This window comes from Bacillus sp. FSL M8-0071 (genome assembly GCF_037975455.1).
Classification (GTDB): Bacteria; Bacillota; Bacilli; order Bacillales; family Bacillaceae; genus Bacillus; species Bacillus subtilis.
The window spans coordinates 448,388-471,126 of the sequence record NZ_CP150256.1 but is presented as its reverse complement, the minus strand read 5'-3'; the positions used below and the strand labels follow the sequence as shown (position 1 = coordinate 471,126).

The 22,739-nt window shown below is 46.1% G+C and carries 25 protein-coding genes; 4 read left to right on the top strand and 21 right to left on the bottom strand.

What is annotated here, in order from left to right:
* Nucleotides 1–13: 13 nt before the first annotated feature.
* The 5 genes from amj to MKX71_RS02360 form a co-directional block, all read right to left on the bottom strand.
* Nucleotides 14–823, bottom strand: a complete 810-nt coding sequence (gene amj, locus MKX71_RS02380; protein ID WP_061891247.1) for a lipid II flippase Amj — start codon at nt 821–823, stop codon at nt 14–16.
* 505 nt (nt 824–1,328) lie between these two features.
* Complete coding sequence (locus tag MKX71_RS02375; RefSeq protein ID WP_003234396.1) at nt 1,329–1,751, bottom strand: pyridoxamine 5'-phosphate oxidase family protein; 423 nt, start codon at nt 1,749–1,751, stop codon at nt 1,329–1,331.
* A 77-nt stretch (nt 1,752–1,828) separates the two neighbouring features.
* Nucleotides 1,829–2,380 (bottom strand): GNAT family protein, encoded by a 552-nt coding sequence (locus MKX71_RS02370; protein WP_061891248.1) that lies wholly within the window; start codon nt 2,378–2,380, stop codon nt 1,829–1,831.
* Nucleotides 2,381–2,465: 85 nt separating this feature from the next.
* The gene (gene lyxE / locus MKX71_RS02365) at nt 2,466–2,969 is read right to left on the bottom strand and encodes a D-lyxose ketol-isomerase (RefSeq protein WP_003234400.1); all 504 of its coding nucleotides are present in this window, start codon (nt 2,967–2,969) and stop codon (nt 2,466–2,468) included.
* A gap of 15 nt (nt 2,970–2,984) precedes the next feature.
* On the bottom strand, nt 2,985–3,845 hold the full coding sequence (locus MKX71_RS02360; RefSeq protein WP_003246648.1) for an SDR family oxidoreductase: 861 nt from the start codon (nt 3,843–3,845) through the stop codon (nt 2,985–2,987).
* A gap of 154 nt (nt 3,846–3,999) precedes the next feature.
* Between MKX71_RS02360 and MKX71_RS02355 the strand changes: the two genes are divergently transcribed.
* Nucleotides 4,000–4,596, top strand: a complete 597-nt coding sequence (locus MKX71_RS02355) for a class I SAM-dependent methyltransferase (protein WP_029317310.1) — start codon at nt 4,000–4,002, stop codon at nt 4,594–4,596.
* A 17-nt stretch (nt 4,597–4,613) separates the two neighbouring features.
* On the opposite strand, the gene MKX71_RS02350 is transcribed toward MKX71_RS02355, so the two are convergent.
* The 4 genes from MKX71_RS02350 to pbpC all read right to left on the bottom strand — a co-directional run bounded on the left by MKX71_RS02350 (nt 4,614) and on the right by pbpC (nt 11,616).
* A complete protein-coding gene (locus MKX71_RS02350; RefSeq protein WP_167407863.1) occupies nt 4,614–6,125 on the bottom strand; it encodes a class I adenylate-forming enzyme family protein in 1,512 nt (503 codons plus the stop codon).
* A gap of 211 nt (nt 6,126–6,336) precedes the next feature.
* A complete protein-coding gene (gene mtlR, locus MKX71_RS02345; RefSeq protein ID WP_326248109.1) occupies nt 6,337–8,421 on the bottom strand; it encodes a mannitol operon transcriptional activator MtlR in 2,085 nt (694 codons plus the stop codon).
* A gap of 185 nt (nt 8,422–8,606) precedes the next feature.
* Nucleotides 8,607–9,509: an aldo/keto reductase family oxidoreductase gene (locus MKX71_RS02340; RefSeq protein ID WP_101172135.1), complete on the bottom strand. Its 903-nt coding sequence runs from the start codon at nt 9,507–9,509 to the stop codon at nt 8,607–8,609.
* 100 nt (nt 9,510–9,609) lie between these two features.
* A complete protein-coding gene (pbpC, locus tag MKX71_RS02335) occupies nt 9,610–11,616 on the bottom strand; it encodes a penicillin-binding protein 3 (protein ID WP_339231697.1) in 2,007 nt (668 codons plus the stop codon).
* A 150-nt stretch (nt 11,617–11,766) separates the two neighbouring features.
* Between pbpC and MKX71_RS02330 the strand changes: the two genes are divergently transcribed.
* Nucleotides 11,767–12,054 (top strand): antibiotic biosynthesis monooxygenase, encoded by a 288-nt coding sequence (locus MKX71_RS02330; RefSeq protein ID WP_003234413.1) that lies wholly within the window; start codon nt 11,767–11,769, stop codon nt 12,052–12,054.
* Between the two features lie 5 nt (nt 12,055–12,059).
* On the opposite strand, the gene MKX71_RS02325 is transcribed toward MKX71_RS02330, so the two are convergent.
* The 9 genes from MKX71_RS02325 to MKX71_RS02285 form a co-directional block, all read right to left on the bottom strand.
* Nucleotides 12,060–12,305, bottom strand: a complete 246-nt coding sequence (locus tag MKX71_RS02325; protein WP_003240256.1) for a YczI family protein — start codon at nt 12,303–12,305, stop codon at nt 12,060–12,062.
* A 172-nt stretch (nt 12,306–12,477) separates the two neighbouring features.
* Complete coding sequence (gene lipC, locus MKX71_RS02320; protein WP_339231695.1) at nt 12,478–13,119, bottom strand: spore germination lipase LipC; 642 nt, start codon at nt 13,117–13,119, stop codon at nt 12,478–12,480.
* 63 nt (nt 13,120–13,182) lie between these two features.
* Entirely contained in the window at nt 13,183–13,935 is a 753-nt protein-coding gene (locus MKX71_RS02315) for an IclR family transcriptional regulator (protein WP_014478857.1), read from the bottom strand.
* Nucleotides 13,936–13,950: 15 nt separating this feature from the next.
* On the bottom strand, nt 13,951–14,958 hold the full coding sequence (gene pxpC, locus MKX71_RS02310) for a 5-oxoprolinase subunit PxpC (RefSeq protein ID WP_003234419.1): 1,008 nt from the start codon (nt 14,956–14,958) through the stop codon (nt 13,951–13,953).
* A 2-nt stretch (nt 14,959–14,960) separates the two neighbouring features.
* Nucleotides 14,961–15,683, bottom strand: a complete 723-nt coding sequence (pxpB, locus tag MKX71_RS02305; RefSeq protein ID WP_041351806.1) for a 5-oxoprolinase subunit B — start codon at nt 15,681–15,683, stop codon at nt 14,961–14,963.
* Between the two features lie 44 nt (nt 15,684–15,727).
* On the bottom strand, nt 15,728–16,501 hold the full coding sequence (locus MKX71_RS02300; protein WP_010886407.1) for a putative hydro-lyase: 774 nt from the start codon (nt 16,499–16,501) through the stop codon (nt 15,728–15,730).
* A gap of 23 nt (nt 16,502–16,524) precedes the next feature.
* Entirely contained in the window at nt 16,525–17,739 is a 1,215-nt protein-coding gene (locus MKX71_RS02295; RefSeq protein WP_014478854.1) for an NRAMP family divalent metal transporter, read from the bottom strand.
* Nucleotides 17,740–17,753: 14 nt separating this feature from the next.
* The gene (gene pxpA / locus MKX71_RS02290) at nt 17,754–18,527 is read right to left on the bottom strand and encodes a 5-oxoprolinase subunit PpxA (protein WP_003234423.1); all 774 of its coding nucleotides are present in this window, start codon (nt 18,525–18,527) and stop codon (nt 17,754–17,756) included.
* A 205-nt stretch (nt 18,528–18,732) separates the two neighbouring features.
* Complete coding sequence (locus MKX71_RS02285; protein ID WP_339231693.1) at nt 18,733–19,482, bottom strand: phosphoglycolate phosphatase; 750 nt, start codon at nt 19,480–19,482, stop codon at nt 18,733–18,735.
* 132 nt (nt 19,483–19,614) lie between these two features.
* Here MKX71_RS02285 and MKX71_RS02280 point away from each other — a divergent pair, with 132 nt between their 5' ends.
* On the top strand, nt 19,615–19,779 hold the full coding sequence (locus MKX71_RS02280; protein ID WP_003234425.1) for a hypothetical protein: 165 nt from the start codon (nt 19,615–19,617) through the stop codon (nt 19,777–19,779).
* A 32-nt stretch (nt 19,780–19,811) separates the two neighbouring features.
* On the opposite strand, the gene MKX71_RS02275 is transcribed toward MKX71_RS02280, so the two are convergent.
* A complete protein-coding gene (locus tag MKX71_RS02275) occupies nt 19,812–20,204 on the bottom strand; it encodes a 3-hydroxyacyl-ACP dehydratase FabZ family protein (protein WP_122895042.1) in 393 nt (130 codons plus the stop codon).
* An 85-nt stretch (nt 20,205–20,289) separates the two neighbouring features.
* On the opposite strand from MKX71_RS02275, the gene MKX71_RS02270 reads away from it, so the two are divergent.
* Nucleotides 20,290–20,898, top strand: coding sequence for a dienelactone hydrolase family protein (locus MKX71_RS02270; protein WP_116316421.1), 609 nt, complete (start codon nt 20,290–20,292; stop codon nt 20,896–20,898).
* Between the two features lie 59 nt (nt 20,899–20,957).
* Here MKX71_RS02270 and lepB read toward each other — a convergent pair whose 3' ends face one another.
* Together lepB and MKX71_RS02260 are read right to left on the bottom strand one after the other, a co-directional pair.
* Nucleotides 20,958–21,521 carry a signal peptidase I gene (gene lepB / locus MKX71_RS02265; RefSeq protein WP_003234434.1) on the bottom strand — a complete coding sequence of 188 codons (564 nt, stop codon included), beginning with the start codon at nt 21,519–21,521 and terminating at the stop codon, nt 20,958–20,960.
* A 133-nt stretch (nt 21,522–21,654) separates the two neighbouring features.
* Nucleotides 21,655–22,719, bottom strand: a complete 1,065-nt coding sequence (locus MKX71_RS02260) for a tartrate dehydrogenase (protein ID WP_230488155.1) — start codon at nt 22,717–22,719, stop codon at nt 21,655–21,657.
* Nucleotides 22,720–22,739 lie beyond the last annotated feature (20 nt).

The window sequence follows — 22,739 nt, the reverse complement described above, 5'->3', positions numbered from 1 at the left end:
CCAGCCTTTTTTATTAAAACCACTTTGTCAGCCACGCGATATAGTAGGCCCCCGGAATAAACATGAGCTGGGCGAGGAGTGTGCCCGCCACCCTTGATGTGACCATTGTGATAGAGGTCCATTTTAAATAGAGATAGCTTCGTTTTCCTTTTGCCACATCATCAGCTAGAACGGATACTTTAGGATCAACAAAAATGGCCAGCAGCATCGTCGCAATTCCGTTGATCAAACCCGAAGCCATGACGGCTGTCGTGCTGCGCTCCGGCGCCAGAAGGCCTGCGTATAAAGCCGAAAGCACGCCAATCGTATAAATCGATGTGATCAGCATGTTGATGACAAACAAACGCTTCGGAATCAAGCGCATATGAAATCCTTTTACATATGAAATGGACGGCAGACGCAAATAGGAAAGGGCATTTTTGAATCCTTGTTTCGAGAATCCCTTTCGGAATACTTGAAAAACGGAGCCGCCGCCGCCCGCCAAGTGAATAATCGCCCGTGAAAAAAGAGCGACAAAAGACGGGAGCAGGATAATGCCCAAAATGGTGCCGACTGTCGATCCGAAAATTAAAAAGCGGAACTGCTCCCCTACAATCGCCAGTGCGTTTTTTCCAGCATCATCAATTAAATGCCCAGTAAAGGGCTGCTGCACCATGTTCGACATTCTGGATACGATGACCATGACATTAAACAGAGAAAGCGCGGACGCAATAAATCCAACGCGGGCCCCGGAAAGCCTTGTGGCATAGGCTAAAGTTTCTATCGAGTGAATCAGCAATAAAAAACAAAAAATAAAAAGTACTTGTGTTGTAATGACATGCACGTTATTCTTCCTCCAATTTCATCCTAGAGATAAGACTGGAATGAAGACAAGGAGGTTTCAGTACGATGTGTTTTTTGCAATAAAAAAACCGTCCGGCGTACGCCGGGCGGTTTGTCTTATTCTTTTCTATACGCAAATAAAGATTATATCATCCGCCAAGTCAGGCGGGTTAGATTCATAAAGCATTGTTCCGAAGAATCATTCTGGAAAGTAAACACCATGGAAATTTCTTGAACACAAGACAACGAAAGCCCTACCTCTCAATCGTCACTGCGGCTCCGAAGCCGCGCCGGTGTGAATTGTAAAACAAAAAAGTCTTTTTTCCATCTCATCGTTAGGGGCGATTTGTTATGAAGGAAAAGAATAAGGGCAGCTGGTTATGCTGCTTGGGAAGCGGTAAGCTTCTCTCTCAAAACAGAAAAAAGAAGTTTACTTTCTTTTTTATTTGCTTATTTTTCTTACTAGCTATTCATAATAACATATCGCCCCTGAAAACACAAATTTTTTATAGTTCGAGTGAGACCGGTGTTTTCTCCCCGGCATTCATTAATCTGATATCCTCCGGTTCAATTTCAAGAATCACCAGATTCGGATCATCCTTGCCGTCAAACCAGCGCTCTAATTTGGAACTCCATATTTTGTCCTTGAGTTCTGCCGAATTGTTGATTTTGGCTTTTCCGGCAACTTCGACATATGCGTCGCCAAAACCTTCACAATCATAGCCTAATAAAATGTGGACATTGGGGTTGTTCTCAATTTCTTCTGCTTTATGAGTTTCCTTGCTTGTCGGTGTGTAAATCGTCAGCCCGTCATGGAAAAAAGTCATGTAGCGGGAATGCGGTTTGCCCTTTTGAACTGTTGCGAGCGAACCTACTTTATGGTGATCTAGAACATCAAGCACTTTTTGTTTAATGTCTTGCTGATTCATCTCGAATCACTCCTTTTTAACGTCTCCGCTGTTACTTTTCCACATCCGGGGAAGATTTAAACAAGAAAGTGTGCTCTTTATTTTTCGCCTTCCCATTCACGCTTTAACAGACTGTAGTAGACGAGGTCGTGATGCATGCCGTTTACGTATAAGCCATCCCGTGCCCTTCCTTCCTCTAGAAACCCGATCCGCTCCGGAACCGCTCTGCTTTTTTCGTTTCCGACAGCCGCACAGATCGCCACACGATTCAGCTCAAGCTCTTCAAAAGCATACGTAATGAGTTTTCGGCAGGCAGCTGTAATAATGCCTTTCCCTTCAAATTCTTTGGCAATCCAATATCCGATTTCCGCCTTACGATTCACTTGATCAAGGTTATGCAGGCTGATCATGCCGCATAGGCTGCCGTCATAAAGGAGACCCGCCTCAATGCCGTTCAGGTCGGCATACTGGCGCCGCCAATCTGGAATGATTGTTTCTCGGTACGTGTCAGCGCTGCTTGGATTTTCCGCAAAAAACAGCCACTTGCCAAGCCGCTGCTGATTTTGGATAATGAGTTCGGCCAGCCGCTCCGCATCCTTCGGCTCCAATAATCGGATGGTGATGTGCTCATTTACCTTGCAAGTGAACATTGCCTCGCCCTCTTTCCTTTTTTAACCATTATAGCGATGATTCTGTTTTTTTCAATACAAAAAGGATGGGCTGTTAAGCCCATCCTTATATTCTTGGATCGGTAAAGATATCATGTTTATCCGTACTCGTCGATGACATTTCCGTCACGACGGCACCTTCTTCCCCGGCCTGGAACCAATGCTTTGTGTTTGGTGGAATCGTGTATTGCCCGCCCGGTTCTAGCTCAATTTCGTGCCAGACCGTATAGTGTTCTCTGTCTTCCTGAGGAGGGAGAACTTTTGGAAGCGGCGTTTTTTCTCCTTCTACGTAAAGATACACTTTTCCGTAGCGGCAGCGGAAGGTCTCCTGCTTGCCTTCCTGGCCGTCGACCGGCGGATGGCGGTGTTCCGGGCAAGTCTGTCCCGGAAACAGCACCAATTCCTTTGAACAATAACGGTCTGTATTGACGTAGACGAAGAGCTGGAGCCCGACTTTTCTTTCTTTTCCTAAGCCGTAATCCATCAGCTGGATTTGGTCTACTTCCTCGTCCGTTAATACAATCCCTGCTTTTTGATAGTAGCTGTTCACTTCTTCTTTCGTGATGCCCATATGTCTCACTCCCTCTTATGTCGTCACAAAGTTTCCGCCGTTGACATGCAGGGTCTGTCCTGTCATGTAAGAGGACTCATCTGATGCCAGGAGCACATAACAGCCGACGTGCTCAACAGGCTGTCCAGGACGGCCCATCGGCGTATCTTGCCCAAATTGAGCAACTGTTTCTTCAGGGAACGTAGCTGGGATTAGTGGCGTCCAGATTGGACCCGGCGCGACTGCATTTACACGGATGCCGTCTTTAACAAGCGCCTGCGCCATTGTTCTTGTAAAGGCGTTGATCGCCCCTTTTGTCGCTGTATAATCAATCAGTGTCGGGTTCCCTACGTACGGGTTGATGGATGTCGTATTGATGATGGCGCTGCCCGGTTTCAGGTAATCAATTGCTTTTTTAGTCAAATAAAATTGAGAATAAAAATTTGTTTTGAATGTGCGGTGAAGCTGTTCGCTCGTAATATCTTTGATGCTTTCCTTCGGATGCTGTTCACCTGCATTGTTGACAAGGATGTCAAGGCCGCCTAGTTCCTTGACCGTTTTTTCAACCGCTTCATTGCAGAATTCCTCTTCACCTACGTCACCAGCAATCAGCAGGCATTTTACGCCTTCTTGTTCAACACGTTTCTTCGTCTCCTCAGCGTCTTCATGCTCATCCTTATACACAATGGCGATGTCTGCGCCTTCCTTTGCGTAAGCGACGGAAACCGCGCGTCCGATCCCGCTGTCGCCGCCTGTAATAAGAGCTACTTTTCCTTTTAATTTGTCTGCTCCTTTATAATCCTCGTACTCATACACCGGACTTGGATTCATTTCGCTTTCAATTCCCGGCTGGCGACTTTGAGTTTGTGCCGGCAGTTCTTTTGGATAATTTGCCATGATGATTCTCCTCCTTTGTTTTCATGTCTATTTGTTGTGTACCTCACACACTCTTTGGATAAACATGGCTTGGCACCTTCGCATTGCTTTATCAGAAAAATGTTTCACATGGAACGCTTGGAGGAAATAACTCAAAAAGGGGGTTGGTTGCTGAATGATTAACATGCTTTCTAGAAGATTCAGCAGGCCAAAGGGCGTCATCGGCATGATTGCCGGGTACATCATGGCTGCTGAAAATCAAACACTGAATCAGTGGACAATCAATCAGCTGGGTATCACGCGCGGGGACAGCATTTTAGAAGTCGGGTTTGGCCCGGGATACTGCATGCAGCAGATGCTGAAACGCGAGAAGGATGTTCATCTTCATGGGATTGATGTGTCAGAGGCCATGCTGAAGCTGGCCGCCCGCAGAGTGAAACCAAAGGGCGTACGCCTGATACAAGGAAGCATCGAGACATTTCCTCTCCCCGCCTCGTTTTATGATAAAGTGATTTCCGTTAACAACTACACCATTTGGAATGACCAAACAAAAGGCATGAAACAGATTTATCGGGCATTAAAGCCAGGCGGCAAAGCAGCCATTACGATGCAGCCGCGGGAAGCTGATGCCAGTCCTGAGAAAACCAAATCATTTGGAAGACAGATGATTGCTGACTTTAAAGCAGCCGGCTTCGAAGACATTGATATAAAATTTAAGAACATTAAGCCTGAGCTTTCCGTCTGTGCAACTGCAAAGAAGCCCGCCACATAAAGTGGTGGGCTTCTTTTTTATGAATGTACAGCCTGATTGCGCAGGACGTCTTTTTTCACCTTGCCAAGGTTGTTTTTCGGCAGTTCGTTAACAAATTCAACTTCAGGTATTTTGTAAGCGGACAGGCGTTCTTTACAAAATGCAATGACATCCTCTGCCGTGATGCGCTGGCCGCCATTTTTCACGATAAAAGCTTTCGGTTTTTCACCGTAAAGCGGGTCTGGAATACCGACCACAGCCGTTTCAAGGATTCCCGGGATCTGCTGGATAACTTCTTCAACCTGATCAGGATAGACGTTATCGCCTCCGTAAATAATGACATCCTTGTAGCGTCCCGTGATGAAAATAAAGCCATCTTCATCTACATATCCTGAATCTCCGGTTCTAAACCATCCATTTTGCAGCACTTTCGCTGTTGCTTCAGGATTGTCTTCATAGCCTTTAAATAAGAATGGAGTATGAACAACGATTTCGCCGATTTCTCCTTGAGGAAGTTCTTCTCCGGTCAGAGGATCTTCCACTTTGACTTTAACACCTGCCACAGGTTTTCCTGCAGATGCCGCTTTATCCATTCCCATATCAGGCGTCCATGTGCTGATGCCCCAAGCCTCAGTACTTCCATAGCCATGCGCGAGCGGAATGCCAATATCAAGATAGCGGCGGATTAGGCTGCTCGGCACTTTTGTTCCGCCTGTCATTAAAATAACAAGTGAAGATAAGTCAGTTTGGTGCTTTTCCCACGCCTCAAGCAAATACGTGTAAAACACAGGAAGAGCCATCACGGTCTGAATTTTCTCTTCTTCAATGACCTTCAGCATGTGAACAGGATCTTGATCCTCTGTAAACACAAAGGTTGTTTCTGCAAATGTTCCAAGCATGATGCAAATGAGCGCACTCGTATGATAAATCGGATGGCATGCAAGAAAACGAAGGCCCTTCATACGTGCTATTGAGCTGTTGGATTTTTTAACGTATCTGTATATGCCGCCATGTGTAATCATGCATCTTTTCGGGTTTCCCGTTGTTCCAGATGTAAACATCAGAAGTGCTGTATCATCAGGTGAAACCATTTCCGTCTCTGGCAAATGATCAGGACCTGCAAACAGCGCTTCAAATTCAGCAGATGTTTCGTAAGCTGTTCCTGTTTCCATTGTTACACACAGTGAGGACAATTCAGGAAGAACTTCATCTAGTGTCTCTTTAAACTCCGCTCCGTAAAACATTGCTTTCGGTTCACTTGCTTTTAAAATGCCTGTCATTTCATATGGTTTCAGCTGCCAGCTGACAGGTACGACAACAGCACCTATTTCAAGTGCGGCGAACATAACTGTTGAGGCGGGATGGCCGTTTTTGCAAAGCAATGCAACACGGTCGCCCTTTTGAATTCCTTTTTGAAGCATGGCATTCGCCAGCTGATTAATCCGTTTACGGTAACCTTTATATGTCAGTGTATGGTCTCCGCTTTTTACAGCCTCTATTTCTTCGCTATTCGGCATGTCATGCAGAATCAGATGCTGTAATGTTTCCATATCGTCATCTCCTATATTCTCTTGAATCTTCAATAATTTGTTAGATTTTCTTCCTTACCTCACCCATTTTAACCCAAAAAAGATAACTTGTAAAACTATTTCATTTTGGAATTATTCCAATACTGAATGATAAAATAGTCCCACATTTTCTTATTTTGTTCCCCATCCACAGAAAAACACACGCCAAATTTTTGACGTGTGCCATGCAGGTTTACAGTATGTTTTTTTCTTTCATCCATGTGAAAAATATGCGGTTTAACCGCTGATACAATTCTTGTTCTCCTTCTTCCTGAAACCCCGCCATGCTTTCTCCGCTCTCGATAATTGCCGAGCTGATCGCGCTTAAAATCTCCGAGCCTTCAGCAGATAATGAGCCAGGCGCCATCATGACGAGGATGCGTGTCATCCTGAGGGTATTTCCGTCCATGCCATCCACTTCATAGGAGGTGCTGAGATCAAACATTTTGAAAAAAGGCAGGACGATTTCATCATTTTTGAGATGATAAAGCGCCATGTTTGTTTCGGGGATTCCCAATCCCCCTTGTTTCTCCCGCTCAGCCAGGCAAACCGCGGCTTTTTCCGGATCACGGATCAGGCCATCCTTCTTCAGCTGTTGAAAAAGCTCTAGCAGAAGCATGCTATGGTCCGGGTTTGTTTGGAGTTGAGCTAGCGTAAAATGGCGCAGAACATCTTGGATAACTTCCATATACCGCCCTATGCTTTCCGCCGCCTCCAGCATGTCAGGTACATCAGCTTGCTGCGCCTCTTCCTTCGGGCTTCTTTTTTTGTTAAGAATAAGGGGGATCTTCCGCTTGATATACTGCTTGACCTGGTTTGCGTCTTCCTCATTTAATAGCGGGCTGACCATGATGTAATCAATGTTTTCATAAGGAATCGGTACAGTGGACACAATCATATCATAGGCTTGAACATCCTTCCCCTTTAGCTCAATCAGGGATGACATATCAAACGATTCAATTTCCGGCAGCTCTTTTTTCAGTCTGGAGGCAAGCATTTTCGAGGAGCCGATCCCGCTTGAGCAGACGACAAGCGCTTTCACTTTTGCTTCTTCTTTTTTGATTTCAAGAGCCGAGCCAAAGTGAAGAACGATAAAAGCGATTTCATCATCAGAAAAGGACATGCCCGGAAAATACTTTTCGACGCCTTCTTCGATCGCCATATAAAGCAGAAAATAATCGCGCTTGATCTGTTCCTTCATCGGATTGTATATCTCAATATTTTCTTTTATGCGGCTGACGGCCGGCTCCAAATGGGCAATCAAGCCTTCATATAAAGAGTAGTTTTTCGTCAGATCCATTCTGATTTTGTCTGAAATAAAAGCAATGAGCCGCTTTGTTTGCAGGGCTGTTTCCAGCTCAATTTCCTGCGCTTTGTATTCTGTTTTGTATTTTCGATTGGCGCTTCGAAGGTGGATTGTAATATAGCCGACCTCCGCCTCTGGAATCGTCACGCCGAAGGCACGTTCAAGCTCGCCCGCGATTTCAAGAGCCGAACTGTATTCTTTCGCATTCTTCAGTTCCTCAAGCTCATTTTGCTCCATGGTGATAGTTTCCCCAAGCTTAATTCGTTCGATCGCATACGTCAGATGGACGACGAGCGCTATATAGGAGCTATCGGACAATGAAAAAGCGATTTTTTCTTTGAGCTGAAATAAGATGCGCTCCATTTTTAACAGCTCACCTTTGCTGACAACCCCGAACATTTTCTCTGAAGAATCGGCTTTTCCTTTAATGTTTAATTCAACCGCTTCCAAAAACATTTGGATGTCGAGACGGTTCACAATCAAGTTGCCGACAATTTTCCGTTTCGCATTCTCCGGCCCTATGAGCTGGATGCCAAAACCTCTTTTGCGGATCAGTGTCAGTCCAAAGGGAGAAATCCACTTCTCGAGCTCATCTAAGTCATAGCTGACCGTGGCATTCGTCACCTGGAGATCATGAGCAAGCGTGTACAGTTTGACGGGCTCCTGAGACTCTAATAACGAACAAAGAATGAGCAGTTTCCGTTCGTCGGCGCTGTATTCATGCTGTTCATATGATAAATCAGTAAGCAGCTTTTGTTTACCCTCGGGACTTCCCACTGCTTTCAACCCTTTACCGGGCTGTTTATCTAACGTAAGCCCCACGGTTTCCATCAGCGGTTTAATTGATTTGAGTTCCCTGTGAATGGTTCTCGTGCTGACTTGCATCAGCTCAGCAAGCTCAGTTACGGTTATATATCTGTTTTGTAATAATAAGTGCTTTAACAGCTTTTGTTCTCTGGCAGTCATATACATAAAAAAGACCTCCTAGCCAATCTTGATGTGCGGATGAAGTCGCAAGGAGATGCAGTAGAGGATATAGAGAGGTTTCCTTTTAATATAAAACGCTTTCAAGAAAGAATCAATCACTTATAAATGGTAATTTGGCACTAAGCGGTGTGACAATATTGAAAAAGCATCAGCTGGTAAGCTGATGCTTTTTATGGAATATCGTAACCCTGTACGGCTGTAAAAATGCGGAACCATTGATCCTGGTCAAGCTTGTATGACAACGCATTTATCGCGGCGGAAATCCGCTCGCGCTTTCCGCTTCCGACAATCGGCATGATGCCGGCCGGATGCGTATACAGCCATGCGTACATCACCTCGTCCAATGAAGCGGCGCCAATCTCTGCTTGAACGGATTCAAGCGCCGTGCGGACACGCCGGTCTTTTTCCGTGTCACCAGTGAAAACTTTGCCGCCTGCCAGAGGCGACCAAGCCATCGGCGGAATCCGTTTTTCCTGGCACAGGTTCAAAGTGCCGTCGAGCATATTTTCTAATTCGTATGCGGAAAGCTCAATCTGGTTGGTTACGAGCTTCTCAGGCAAATATGATTCCAGCATCCGATACTGGTGATCTTTAAAATTTGAAACGCCAAAGTACCTGACCTTGCCAGAGCATTTCAATGCCTGAAACGCCTCTGCTACCCCCTCCGGATCCATGAGCGGGTCCGGTCTGTGAATCAAAAGCATATCGATATAATCCGTCCTAAGGTTCATAAGCGATTGCTCAACGGATGCCAAAATATGCGATTTGCTTGTGTTATAATGATGCGATCTGTGAGCGGGCCGTTCAGGCGATTCAAGAACGATACCGCATTTTGTGACCAACTCTATGTTTTCTCTTAATCCAGGTGAAAGGGCAAGGGCGTTTCCAAACAACTTTTCGCACGTATAGCCTCCATAAATATCCGCATGATCAAAGGTCGTGATGCCGTGATCGATACACCATTCAATGAGGCTCAGAAGTTCAGCATCTGAATAGTTCCATTCATTCAGCCGCCAAAGCCCGTGTATGACTCTTGAAAATTGAAGATCCTCCGCCAATTGAATACGCTGCATGCAAAATCCCTCTTTTCTTTGTATAAACCGGGTTTTGCCCCTTACTAGTTCATTCGGCCTCAGATCCCCTTTTTCCTTTCGCTCCTTTTAAAAAGACATTTTAATTCGATTGAAATTGCTTTTTCGCTTTCTCAACGACATAGTGGCTGCCGCCGCGGTCCTGCACATTTTGGATCATCATGGCGACAAGCAGGTCTTTGTTTTTGTAATCGTAGCCGACAAACCAGCCATTTTCCGTGCCGTCTTTATCATCTTTTGATGTTTTCAGCTCGGCTGTTCCTGTTTTCCCGGCCACTGTGATTCCTTTCACGACAGGCTGATACGCTGATCCGCGCTCATCTTCCACAACGCCTTTCAGACCTTTTGTAATGTCTGCTGCTCCTTCCTTGGTGACCACTTGCTTGTGCCAAACATCAGCTGTTTGTGAATCTTTTTTGATCAGCGTCGGTTTGACAAGGTCTCCATTGTCAACAAATGGCGTGTAAGCAGTTGCCAAGTGAAGCGGAGACATTTGCATTTGCCCTTGTCCGTAGCCTGTATCCGCAAGCAAAATGTCTGAATCAAGCTTGTCATTTGCAATAGACGATTTCTGGATCGGGAATTCGTACGGAACGTCCTCTGAAAAACCGAATGTCTTCAAGCCTTTTGTGAAGGTGTCCGCTCCCATATCAAGCGCATTCTGGGCAAAATAAATATTGTCTGACGTAATAAGGGCGTTTTCCAAATCGACTTGTTGAAGTCTCTCAGACACACGTGTCACTGAATAGCCGCCCCAGCTCGAATCTTTTTGCCACTCCTTGCCTTTGATTGTTTTCTTCTCATCGGCTTTAAGGGTGCCGTTTTTGATTCCAATAGCAGCCGCAATCGGTTTAATGGTAGAACCTGGCGCGTATGTCTTATTGAATTTCGCTGAAAACGGGTTGTTTTTATCTTTGTTTAGCTTTTTCCATTCCTTATCGCTCCAGCCGAAAATAAATCCGTTTGGATCGTAGGAAGGCGCGCTGACAAGGGCGAGTGTTTCGCCTGTCTGCGGCTGCAGCGCGACTGCCGCCCCGCTGTCATCCTTCAGTTCATCATACAGCTTCGTTTGCGTTTTGATATCAATTGTGAGGTGAAGATCCTCGCCGTCCTTTGCTTTCTTTTCAGCGATGACTTCCCCGGTTTGCGGCACGTAGATTTTCCAGCCAGTTGTGCCTCTTAGCTTGCCTTCATACACATTTTCAAGTCCGGCGATACCGATGTTAGACGTATCGCTGTACGTTCCTTCTTTCTTTTTCTTCAGTTCTTCCGCTGTAATGGCGCGGACATAGCCTGTCAAATGGGCTGTCTTTTCGCCATACGGATAGTAGCGGGAGCTGACATTCGTTCTTGTTACGCCTTGTAATGACGTCGCTTCAGAAACTAATTTCTCCTGGTCAGGCTTGACCTTTTTGAGCGGCACAAACGAATCGTCTTTTACCCAGCCTTGATCCAGCTTTTTCTTGATGTCGTCTTCAGTCAAATCAAGTTTTTTGGCGAGTTCTTTTATAACTTTCTCTTTTTTATCGCCAAGCTCTCCGGGAACAATTCCAATTTCCGGAACATCTGTATTGACAGCTAAACCTTTTCCATTTTTATCGTAAATTTGGCCTCGTTTCGGTTCAATGCTCATAATTTGCACGGTTTTGTCGTCAGCCAGCTGCTTGAAAATAAACGATGGGTCCCAATCTATATTCCATGACTCCTCGTCATCTGTTTTTTCTAATTTCAGCACAGCAGTATTCTTGAAGCTGACTTTGCCGGCATTTGTGTTCATGCTGACTTTATACGGGATATGTTTCATTGTCTTGTTGTCTTGATCGTCCTTATCTACTTCTCCCGCAGTGACTTTCAAATTTTTTACGCCGGCCTGCTCATAGATGGCTTTATACCTGTTGACGAAATCTTTTTTGGAGATTTCTTTTTTGACATCTTTAGTCAGGCTTTGATACATGTCATCGAATTGCTGATCGTTCCACTGTTTCACGAATGCTTCCATGCGATCCTCTGGTGAATCTGTTTTGGAGCATCCGATTAACCCAATCAATCCGACGCATAGAAATACTAGTAGAATACACTTTTTTAACATGACTTTCCCCTGCCTTCCACTTGTTATTTTCTCTTAATTGAATTGGTGCGTGCAAGATTTTTTTGAAAATGAAGGAAAAGTTCACCGATTTTGCAGAAATCTCCTATCGTTTGCTGTAGACTATTTGAAAAGACAGAAAGAAGGGATAGCATGGTCAGAGAGGCAGCAATGCTTCACATTAAAGAAGGCCTTGAACAAGAGTTTGAGGATGCATTCCGGCAAGCGGCGCCGATTATTTCCGGCATGAAGGGCTATATCACTCACTCGTTATCAAAATGCATGGAGGAAACGCATAAATATCTGCTTCTTGTGGAGTGGGAAACACTTGAGGACCATACGGAAGGCTTTCGCGGTTCTTCAGAGTATCAAGAGTGGAAAGCCTTGCTTCATCGGTTCTATACCCCGTTCCCGACGGTCGAGCATTTTCAGGATGTGTAATAGATTTATATAATATGAAGTGTAAAACCGATAAGGGAGACAGACCATACAAAAACGGCGGTATAAATATTAAAAGCGCCTGAGCCGTCATTTTCTTTTTTGCGTTCTTCAAGCCCCTGCATAAACATGACCGCACCAAGAAAGACGAGCATGACCGATTGGATAACAGAGGTGTGTTCCGTATAGTTAAAAGCAATAAGCGCCAGTATAATAATGATAACCGCAAAAGACATTTTAAAAATCCGAAACAAAAGGACCATCCTTCCTTATATACGAAATATTGAACGTTATGGCTATATTTGCCTACGTCCTCCATTATTCTAGCGCACTTTGTTTGTCTGTAGAACAGAAGACAGAGAATTTTAAGTTTCTTTTAATATTTCGATCACACATAAAAAACGCGCCTGTCATGAGGCGCGTTTTCTATGAAACTGATAATTCTTTATAGCCTAGCTTGTGAACGGCTTCAGCCATCGCTTGATAGCCTTTGCTGTTCGGATGGACACCGTCAGAGGACAGATATTCCTGTTCTTTGCCTTTGAAGATGCTATAGGCATCCGCGATTTTGACATGGGGTGCTGATGCAAGTGTTTCTAAATGTGAATTAAACGAAGTGATCCATTTGCCGGCGATATCAATTTCGGGAAACGGATTGTATAAGTTGAACACACGAATGGCGTACGGGGAAGGATTTTCTCCTTTAATCTCGGCGATTTTGGCAATCATCTTTTCAAAATTCTCATGGCAATGGGCGGATACACGGCTGAAAATCGTTTCATCCTTAGAGGTTTGGTAGGCTAAGACCGAATCGATGAGATCGTTTCCGCACCCTGTGATCGTTATCATATCGGCATCTCGAATGCATTTTTGCACATAGGGATATGACAGGAGTCCCAAAATCTCTTCTGTATTCAGGCCTGATCTGGCAAATATGTTTATTGCCGTTCTTGTTTTCAAGTCAGCTTCCATCATGTCCCCAAAACGCTGGACGAAGCCGGGTGAAAACAGCCCGGAGCCTCTCCCTGTCGTCAAGGAATCGCCCAGAGCTGTATATCGAAGCACCATGTTCTTTCCTCCACTCTTGAACGTCGATACGTTAATGTACGCAGCAGAGAAAAGATTGGCTACTTATGTATATCCTATTTTTCTTGAAATCTGTAAAGCGGCGTCCTTCACCTTTTCTGTTAAATAGGGCAGCCTGTCTTCTGTAAATCTCGCTTCAAAGCCTGCAATGCTAATGCCGGCTGCCACTTGGCGCTTATGGTTAAAGATCGGGGCGCCGATCGCCGCCGTATAGTTTTCGAGCTCTGAATAGCTGACAGTATAGCCATTTTGCACAGAGGCATCAATCTCCTGAAGCAGTTTTTCGGGATCGGTAATCGTTCCGGAGCCAATCGAAATGAGCTCGGTTTGTTTGATGTATGCTTCGATTTCTTCACGGGGAAGAAAGGACAGAATGCTTCTGGCGCACGCTCCCGCGTATAGGGGGGAACGCCTGCCGATCGCCGTATACAGCCGCACAGTCTGTGTCCCTTCTATTTTCTCAACGTATATCGCTTCATTGCCGTCCCTCATGATCAACTGCACGGCCTCATCCACTTCCCGGCACAGCTCTTCCATCACCGGTTTCGCTATTTTTCTGATATCCAGCCTGTCAGCGACAAGCTGTCCGAATTCCAAAAACACCAATCCCAGCGAATAAGCGCCGGACGCATCCCGACTGAGGAACCCCATTTCCTCCAAGGAGCTGACCATCCGGTGAACAGAGGTCTTCGGCATTCCCGTCAGCGACACCAGTTCACTTAAGGTTAGGCTTGGTTTATGCAAAAACAAATTAAGCAGCGCCATAGATTTGACTACTGTTTTATTTTTATTCTGCATCATTCATCCCCTTTGCTATGTCAGCCATTCCATCTTCATTCTCGTTTTCAGTTCTTTTATATGCTGTTCCCGTTCTACCGCAAGCGCTTCTGCCTCCTGGAGGGACACAGGCTCAAACTGAACGTGCTCGCCCGGCATGATTTGGGAAACAATCGGAAGATCAGCGGATATGATGTGCGCGATCCTCGGATAGCCGCCAGTCGTCTGCCGGTCTGCAAGCAGGATAATCGGGTTGCCGTCAGGCGGCACCTGAACTGTTCCGAATGAAACCGCTTCCGACACCATCTCAAGCGGGGCCTTCAGTTCGAGCGGTTCTCCTTTGAGCCTGTAGCCCATACGGTCGGACTGCGGCGTGACACGAAATGCTTCTTCATAAAAACGCGTTTTTGATTCTTCTGTGAAAAAGGCAAATTGCTTTCCTTCCAGCACCCGAATGACGGGATTCTTCTTCAATGGCAGAAATCTGCCGCGGCTGACTGACCACTTCGGTGCTGCAAATCCCTGTTTTCCAAGCTGCGAACTTAAGCGAGAAAGGATGGTTTGCGAAAGAGCTGACATCTCTCCAATGTTCAGTTCATCTTCTTTTTGAAGCGCTCTGCCATGAAGTCCGCCAATGCTTCCTCTGACGTATGTGCTTTTACTTTCCATGACGGCAGGCACCTCAATGCCGCCAGCTGCCGCCAAATAAGCACGGCTGCCGAGTTTGCAGGGGCCAAAGCTGACCGTGCTGTTTTCCTTGATGAGCACAGGCTTCCATAAAGGCGCTTCCTCGTCATTAATACGCAGCGTGAAGTCCGCCCCTGTCACAGCAATCAGTGTCTGTTTTGAAAAATGAAACGACGGACCGGGCCCCATCATCGTTATTTCGAGACCTGCTTCATTTTCGCCGTTTCCTATCAACAGATTGGCAATGCGCAGTGAAACCGTGTCCATAGCGCCGCTGGCCAGAACGCCGTATTTTTGGTAACCCGTTCTGCCTATATCCTGAACCGTTGTGAGCAGTCCGGGCTTTAATACTTTCATGCTCAATTGGACTCCTCCTTATAGGCGTGATAGTCTTTTTCTGAGATGCGAACGAATTTCACAATATCTCCCGCCCGCAGCAATGTCGGCGGGTTTTCCTGCGGCCGGAAAAGAGCCAGCGGCGTTTTGCCGATCAGCTGCCAGCCGCCCGGCGTTGAAATCGGATAAACGCCTGTCTGCAATCCCGCAATACCGACCGAACCTGCGGGAATCGACGGTCTTGGTGATGATTTTCTCGGAGCTGCAATGCGTTTTGACATCCCGCCTAGAAAAGGAAAACCGGGCGCGAAGCCAAGCATATATACCACATATTCACCGTTTGTATGAATGTCGATTACTTCCTCCGGTGACAGCTGATTGACCTTCGCCACCTCTTCTAAATCCGGACCGAATTCACCGCCATAGCAGACGGGAATTTCTACAATGCGGCGGTTGACCTCATAGTCTTCGGCTATTTCTACCAGCCGCTCTTCGACATCGCGCTTGACCTTCTCAAAAGGTGAGCTTATGCCTTGAGGCAAATGCTTATACACTTCATACATATCATAAAATACGGTTAGACTTGTAAAAGCCGGGATACATTCAATGAATCCCGGAAATGGCTGTTCTTCTATATAAGCGGCCGCGGCATGGACAATGCCGTTAACCTGTTCATTGATTTCTTCTCCGAATCGGATCATCATTGCAGAATCACCGAGCTGTTCGATTTGATATCGTACAGTCATCTTTCTCACCTCTTTTATTTCTGGTTCATCAGGATGACGAGAGGTTACAGCACCGCAAGCGACTCGTCTCGAATATCTGTGATGAGCATATGCCCCGGCGCATGTGTGATGACCATTTCAGGCTTTACATTCATAGCCACGGCTTGCGGGGTCACCCCGCATGCCCAAAAAACAGGAACCTCGCCGTCACGAATGGAAACGGCATCTCCGAAATCCGGTTTCCCGAGATCGCGAATCCCGATTGCTCCCGGATTACCGATATGGATCGGCCCTCCGTGCACAGCCGGAAAACGCGAGGTCACTTGTGCGGCACGTACAGCCAGCCGTTCAGGAACCGGCCTCATGCTGACAACCATCTGTCCGTGAAACGCCCCCGCCGGAACACAATCGATATTCGTTTTATACATCGAGACGTTTGTCCCCTCATCAATATGCCGGACAGCTATCCCATTATTGATTAGTGCCTGTTCAAAGGAGAAACTGCATCCGATCAGAAAGCCGACAAAATCGTCCTCCCAGTATGGCGTAATATCAGATACTTCTTCCGTTAGGATACCGTGCCTGTAAATACGGTATTTCGGAAAGTCCGTTCTGATATCAGCATCCGGCGCAGCCAGAGACGGCACAGGCGAACCTGCTTCAGTCACATCCAGCACGGGGCAGGGCTTTTGATTTCGCTGGCAAAACAGCAGAAAATCAAACGCAAGGTCCTTTTTCAAAACCACAAGATTCGCTTGGGCGTAGCCGCCGGACATGCCTGCGGTCGGCCCGTTTATTTTCCCCTCTCGTATCAGGGCACGTACATCCTTTGGCGCCATTTTGTTTAATTGCTCCACTTATATCAGCTCCACAATTGAGGAAGTTGTGTAATTAACGTGTAGATTCCCATAACTGCCATTACAATCACTACAAGCGCGCCTGTGCTTGTCAGCCAAAGCGGATGCTTATAATCACCGACAATGTTTTTCTTGTAGGCGGCAACAAGCAGCGTTCCGAGCGCAATCGGCAGAATTAAGCCGTTCAGTGAACCGACAAGGACGAGGATCTTCGCAGGCTGGCCGATTGTGACAAAAGCTAACGTAGAAACCACAATAAATCCGATAATAATACCGCGTGAATTCTTTTCAATTTTTGGAGAAAAGGTCTTGAAAAATGAAACAGATGTATAGGCTGCTCCAATAACAGACGTAATCGCCGCAGACCACATGATCAATCCGAAAATTTTATAACCGACATTTCCAGCAGCCAGCTTGAAGACAGAAGCCGCCGGGTTGCTTTCATCGATGTGCAGGCCTTTCGATACAACGCCTAGAACCGCAAGAAAAAGAGCGATACGCATGACAGATGTAATTAAAATGCCGACAACCGAGCTTTTTGTCACCTGCGGAATGGATTCCTTCCCTTTAATTCCGGCATCAAGCAAACGGTGTCCCCCGGCAAATGTGATATAACCGCCGACGGTTCCGCCCACTAGGGTGACAATGGCAAATATGCTGATGTGTTCCGGGACGAATGTATTTGCGACTGCCTGTCCGACTGGAGGAGCTGTCGTCGCCGCAACGTAGACCGTTAAAATAATCATCACGAACCCCGCGATTTGCGTAAAACGGTCCATCGCTTTTCCTGCTTCCTTGATGACAAAAATCAAAATGGCGATAACGGCACTGATTAAAGCGCCTGTTTCAGGTGTAATGCCGAACAGCACCTGAAGTCCCAGCCCGGCCCCTCCGATATTCCCAATATTAAAAGCTAGTCCGCCAAGCACGACGAGAATGGCGATGAAATATCCCAGTCCGGGAAGCACCATATTCGCAATTTCCTGACCTCGTTTTCCAGAAACTGCGATGATGCGCCACACATTGGTTTGGGCGAAAATATCTAAAATAATAGAGATTAAGATGACAAAACCGAAGCTTGCTGCGAGTGTGTTTGTGAATGTTGCGGTTTGGGTGAGGAAACCCGGTCCGATTGCTGATGTCGCCATTAAAAAGGCGGCGCCCATCAGCAATGACCAGCTGCCCGCTTTTTTTCCTGCTGTCTTTTTCTGCTGCTCCATCTATTGTTCCTCCTTTATGTTGACCTCTGTTCTGAAATAGCTGTCACTTCAATTCCAGCCGCTTTGAGCTGTTTTCTGATTTTTTGCGCAAATGTCAGCGCATGGGCTCCATCTCCATGAATGCAGACTGTATCTGCTTTTAATGACACATCATGTCCTTGCTGAGATTTGACCGCCCCTTCTTTCACCATTTTGATGACCTGGGTGACGGCGGCATCATCACTTTCAATGAGTGCGTCCGGCTGGGAGCGCGGTGTCAGCGTGCCGTCCGATTGGTATGTTCTGTCGGCGAACACTTCATTTGCGGTCTGAAGTCCGATCCGTTCTCCCGCTTTTACAAGCTCGCTCTCAGCAAGACCGAAAAGAATCAGGCCGGGATCAACCTTATAGACAGCTTTCGCGATAGCATCCGACAGTTTTTGATCGACTGCCGCCATATTGTATAAAGCGCCATGCGGCTTGACGTGCTGCATGTGAAGTCCCTCTGCTTTTAGAAAGCCAGAGAGCGCGCCAATTTGATAAACGACAAGATCATACGCTTCCTCAGGAGAAATCGCCATATTGCGGCGCCCAAAACCGAGTAAATCCGGCAAGCCCGGATGCGCACCCATTTTCACGCCTCTTTCTGCTGCAAGCGCGACGGTTTTTCGCATAACACTAGGATCTCCTGCATGAAATCCGCATGCGATATTCGCTGATGTCACATACTCTAAAATATCTTGGTCAAGGCCTATCTTGTAGGCTCCGAAGCTTTCTCCTAAATCACAGTTTAAATCAATCTGAAACACAGAATCCCTCCTGCCAAAGCAAACGATATGCTTTATGTCATTTATTGTCCCGAAATTCGGAACGACTATTCCGAATTTTTGAACTTTATTTCATTATAAGTGAATCATATCAGTTTGTGAAATACTTTTGTCAGAAAACCTACCATGGTCCCAGAATAAAACCTGCCAAACTAAAAAAGAGAGTCCATCTTAGGACTCTCTTTTTTTATAGTACCCAATGGCGAATCGCTTTAGCGACACCATCCTCAATATTTGTATCCGTGATATAATCAGCCGTTTCTTTTACGATGTCTTGCGCATTGCCCATTGCGACGCCAAGACCCGCTTCTTTGATCATCGCAATGTCATTAAGGCTGTCGCCCATCGCCATCACATTCTCCATTGTAAAGCCGAGTTTTTCCGTAACCTTGGCAAGGGCTGCAGCTTTGTTGATGCCAAGCGCGTTGACTTCAATGTTTGTCGGACTTGAATTTGTGATTTCGAGCTCTTTGTTTTTTCTCAGCTCCTCAAGCACTTCGTTTCGGATATCGTCATCCTCGATGTCAAAGCCGAATTTGAGCCATTCATGATCCGTAATGTTTTCCGGAAACTCGCCTCTCCATACTTTATTCACCGTAGAAGCCCAGAAATTAGTGTTGTGCTTATTCCGCAAATCCCACATCATTTGAATATGGTCCGTATGAAGCAGCTTCCGTTCCACCAAATTAAAATTCGAATCCCAAATTTCACTGCCGTTTGCCGTGATTAGAAAGGATGACAGCTTTAGCGATTCCGCCAGCTCCCTGCACGTCATCAGCGTCCGGCCCGTGCTGATCACCACATACAAACCTTTATCCTCCGCTTCACGAATGGCTTTGCGGTTTTCATCCGAGATCAGCTGCTCGTCGTTCAGCAGTGTACCATCCATATCAATTGCGATCAGCTTGATATCTACATCTTCTCTTTGAACAGACATATATGTACCTCTCTTTATCTTTTTGTTGTGCTTCTCTCTATTCTAATACATTATACCCAGCGGGACAAAAAAGCGATTTCCTATGTTTGAGGAGAATGGATAAGAGGAAAACAAACGGTGAGGTGATCAAACATGACAGAAAAAAAACAGCAAAACAAACCAAATGAAAACCCCGAGCACAACGACTTAACCGATCCGATTCCTAATGAAGAGCTGAAGGAAAATATGAATGATGAAAAACACAAACGCCAGCAAAGAGATAACTCTCAAAGCGAACGGGATTACGACACAAAATAGAACCCCTCACAAAATGTTGTGAAGGGTTTTTTTCATTTTTCAATATAGATGCCGATTTCAGCTTCAGCAACAGGCTGCTCTCCAACTGATGCCTTGGCATGTCCGAACACAAACCCGCGCCGATTGCGCGTGACTTCAAACGTAAGATCAAGCCGGTCACCGGGCACAGCTTCTCCCAGCTTTTCCGCTTTCTTCACCGAAGACAATAATCCCAAGCTGTTCTTATCTGTAATTCCTGTAAAAGCCGCGGTTTGCGCAAGCGCTTCAATCACAAGTGAAAACGGCATTTCTGTTTGCGTATCAGTGATAAACCAGTCGTTCTCACTAATCAGCTTATAAGCTGCCGCATGTTTGCCGGGCTCGCTATCCGTCACGCCATCAATAAACAAAAATGGATAGCGGTGAGGCAAAGATAATGAGTTCATTTTATATCTCCTTTTTTTGACCATTATATCTCAGCCTAAAGTGAAACGATAGGATATAATGGAAAAAACACAAAAGGAGGCCGTTATGTTCCCAAAACCGCTTGTCATTCTCGTACACGAAATATATGGTGTAAACAGCCATATGAAAAAGATGGGCCGGCTGATCAAAATGGCTGGATATGATGTGTTGACGCCCAACCTGCTCGGCGAGGATGAAGTCTACACACTGAAAGAAGAAAAAACGGCATACGAACAATTTACAAAACACGAAAGGCTGAAAACGGGAGAAACCATCATCCAGAATGTGATCAGGCAAAACGCCGGACGGCACATCTTTGTGATTGGATTCAGCGTGGGGGCTACTATCGCATGGAAATGCAGCAGTATGCCTGAGGTGAGCGGATCGGTTTGTTATTACGGTTCCCGGATACGCGACTCTCTTCATCACGTGCCAGCCTGCCCGGTCCTATTGTTTTTCCCTAATTATGAGCCGTCGTTTGACGTAGCGCTTCTTATCAAAAAACTGCGGGAAAAACAGCATACCCATCTTGAGATTTACCAATTCGATGCGCTTCACGGCTTCGCCAATCCTGATTCTGTTTATTTCAACAGGGCCCTTTTCTTCAAAACGCTTTCTATCATAAAAAACGGGGCGGAAAGCCGGCTCCGCACCGTTTCATCATCATTTTTTTAAACGTGCACGGCGCTTTATTATCGGTGCCGTCATGTTCCATGTTCTTTTTGCATTGCATTTTATTTTGCCTGTCTCATCTCACCGAATGGATAAAAGACGAGAGATTCAGTACCGATGATATCGTCCTCAGAAGGCATGCCCATTCCGTTTCTGCTATCCAGTGAATTGAGACGGTTATCTCCCATCACAAAATATTTACCGGAAGGAACCTCAACCTCGAAGTCACCCGTTAAGGTTACACCCGATTCTTTGACCTCTTGTTTATATTCCTTTAAGTATGGTTCTTCCACCTTTTTATCATTTATGTATAGCTGATCATTTTTCATTTTAATGCTGTCACCAGGCAAACCGATTAAACGTTTGACAAATGAGCGGCCGCTCTTTTTGTCATGAATGACTATGATGTCTCCTCTGTGAAACCCGCCAGTCCATTTGACTGCTTTATCAACCAGAATTCTCTCTGAGTCTTTAAGCGTTGGGGCCATTGATGATCCTTCAATAAGAAAAGGCTTGTAAAACACCAATCTGATCGTAAAAATGAGAGCTGCGATCATAATGATACTGAGTACAACGATCGTTTTGATTTTTCTTTTTTTCTTTAACGTGATTGTTTTTGCATTCAACTTCCTTCACCCGATGCTTTCCTAAGAATTCCAAATTATTATACAGCATTTGGATCTGCTTGGTTAGACTTTCGTGGAAATTTTCGTAAGGAAATGGACAGGCCGGGGCAGCCATCTGCCCCGGCCTGATTCATCAGAGCTTTCTTAAGCGCGAACAGATTTCATCAGTGACCTCAGCCGTTGTGCTTTGTCCCCCAATGTCGCGTGTTTTGATGCCGTCGGCAGTCACTTGCTCCATTACATCCAGAATTTCCGCCCCCAATTCCTCCTCTCCGAAGTGGTCGAGCATCAGCTTCGCTGTCCAAATCTGGCCGATCGGATTGGCAAGGCCCTGTCCGGCAATGTCAGGAGCTGAGCCGTGAACCGGTTCAAACATGGACGGATATTTGCCGGATGGATTGATGTTAGCAGAAGGCGCAATGCCGATGCTTCCCATCAGGCTTGAGCTGATGTCGGTTAAAATATCACCGAACAAGTTGCTCGCCACAATGACATCAAACGTTTCCGGACGCGTCACAAAAAAAGCGGCCAGCGCATCAATATGCTGAGATGATGTTTCGATTTCGCTATAATCAGCTGCTGTCTGCTGAAAGACTTCATCCCAAAACGGCATCGCGTGATAAATGCCGTTAGACTTTGTGGCGCTTGTCACATGGCTGCGCCGTTTTTTTGCCAATTCGAAGGCAAAGCGCATGACACGTTCTGTCGCTTTTCTCGTAAACACGGCATTCTGGATGGCGATTTCATCATCGCCTCTGTGAATGCGCCCGCCGACTTCACTGTATTCACCTTCACTGTTCTCGCGAATCACCACGAAGTCAAAATCATTTGGATGCAGAAGCGGCGACGTAATGCCTGCCATTTGTTTGGCGGGTCTCATATTAATGGAAAGCTCAAGCTCCCTCCGGATTTTCAGCAGCAGTCCCCATAACGATATATGATCGGGAACCAGCTTCGGATTTCCGACGGCTCCCAAAAAAACCGCTTCAAATTGAGTAAGCGTATGTATTCCATCTTCGGGCATCATTTTGCCGTGCTCCAAGTAATAATCACAGCTCCATGGAAAAGCCGTGAATGAGAATGACAAACCTCCGTGTACCTCAGCGGCTGTATGAAGCACTTTCTCAGCAGCCGCTACAACCTCTTTTCCTACTCCGTCTCCCGGTATTGCCGCAATCTCAAATTGTTTCATCGTCATTCTCCTTCCCCTGTTTTCGT

Coding starts and splice junctions, on each gene's coding strand:
- pxpB (WP_041351806.1), bottom strand. CDS start 15,683: ATGACTGTACGATATCAAATCGAACAGCTCGGTGATTCTGCAATGATG.
- MKX71_RS02340 (WP_101172135.1), bottom strand. CDS start 9,509: ATGCAGCGTATTCAATTGGCGGAGGATCTTCAATTTTCAAGAGTCATA.
- MKX71_RS02375 (WP_003234396.1), bottom strand. CDS start 1,751: ATGAATCAGCAAGACATTAAACAAAAAGTGCTTGATGTTCTAGATCAC.
- MKX71_RS02275 (WP_122895042.1), bottom strand. CDS start 20,204: ATGAACTCATTATCTTTGCCTCACCGCTATCCATTTTTGTTTATTGAT.
- MKX71_RS02315 (WP_014478857.1), bottom strand. CDS start 13,935: ATGCAGAATAAAAATAAAACAGTAGTCAAATCTATGGCGCTGCTTAAT.
- MKX71_RS02260 (WP_230488155.1), bottom strand. CDS start 22,719: ATGACGATGAAACAATTTGAGATTGCGGCAATACCGGGAGACGGAGTA.
- MKX71_RS02360 (WP_003246648.1), bottom strand. CDS start 3,845: ATGGCAAATTATCCAAAAGAACTGCCGGCACAAACTCAAAGTCGCCAG.
- lipC (WP_339231695.1), bottom strand. CDS start 13,119: ATGGTGCTTCGATATACAGCTCTGGGCGATTCCTTGACGACAGGGAGA.
- MKX71_RS02355 (WP_029317310.1), top strand. CDS start 4,000: ATGATTAACATGCTTTCTAGAAGATTCAGCAGGCCAAAGGGCGTCATC.
- MKX71_RS02330 (WP_003234413.1), top strand. CDS start 11,767: ATGGTCAGAGAGGCAGCAATGCTTCACATTAAAGAAGGCCTTGAACAA.
- MKX71_RS02285 (WP_339231693.1), bottom strand. CDS start 19,482: ATGTCTGTTCAAAGAGAAGATGTAGATATCAAGCTGATCGCAATTGAT.
- MKX71_RS02295 (WP_014478854.1), bottom strand. CDS start 17,739: ATGGAGCAGCAGAAAAAGACAGCAGGAAAAAAAGCGGGCAGCTGGTCA.
- lyxE (WP_003234400.1), bottom strand. CDS start 2,969: ATGGGCATCACGAAAGAAGAAGTGAACAGCTACTATCAAAAAGCAGGG.
- MKX71_RS02350 (WP_167407863.1), bottom strand. CDS start 6,125: ATGGAAACATTACAGCATCTGATTCTGCATGACATGCCGAATAGCGAA.
- pxpC (WP_003234419.1), bottom strand. CDS start 14,958: ATGAAAGTATTAAAGCCCGGACTGCTCACAACGGTTCAGGATATAGGC.
- mtlR (WP_326248109.1), bottom strand. CDS start 8,421: ATGTATATGACTGCCAGAGAACAAAAGCTGTTAAAGCACTTATTATTA.
- MKX71_RS02280 (WP_003234425.1), top strand. CDS start 19,615: ATGACAGAAAAAAAACAGCAAAACAAACCAAATGAAAACCCCGAGCAC.
- MKX71_RS02270 (WP_116316421.1), top strand. CDS start 20,290: ATGTTCCCAAAACCGCTTGTCATTCTCGTACACGAAATATATGGTGTA.
- pbpC (WP_339231697.1), bottom strand. CDS start 11,616: ATGTTAAAAAAGTGTATTCTACTAGTATTTCTATGCGTCGGATTGATT.
- MKX71_RS02370 (WP_061891248.1), bottom strand. CDS start 2,380: ATGTTCACTTGCAAGGTAAATGAGCACATCACCATCCGATTATTGGAG.
- MKX71_RS02300 (WP_010886407.1), bottom strand. CDS start 16,501: ATGGCGCCAAAGGATGTACGTGCCCTGATACGAGAGGGGAAAATAAAC.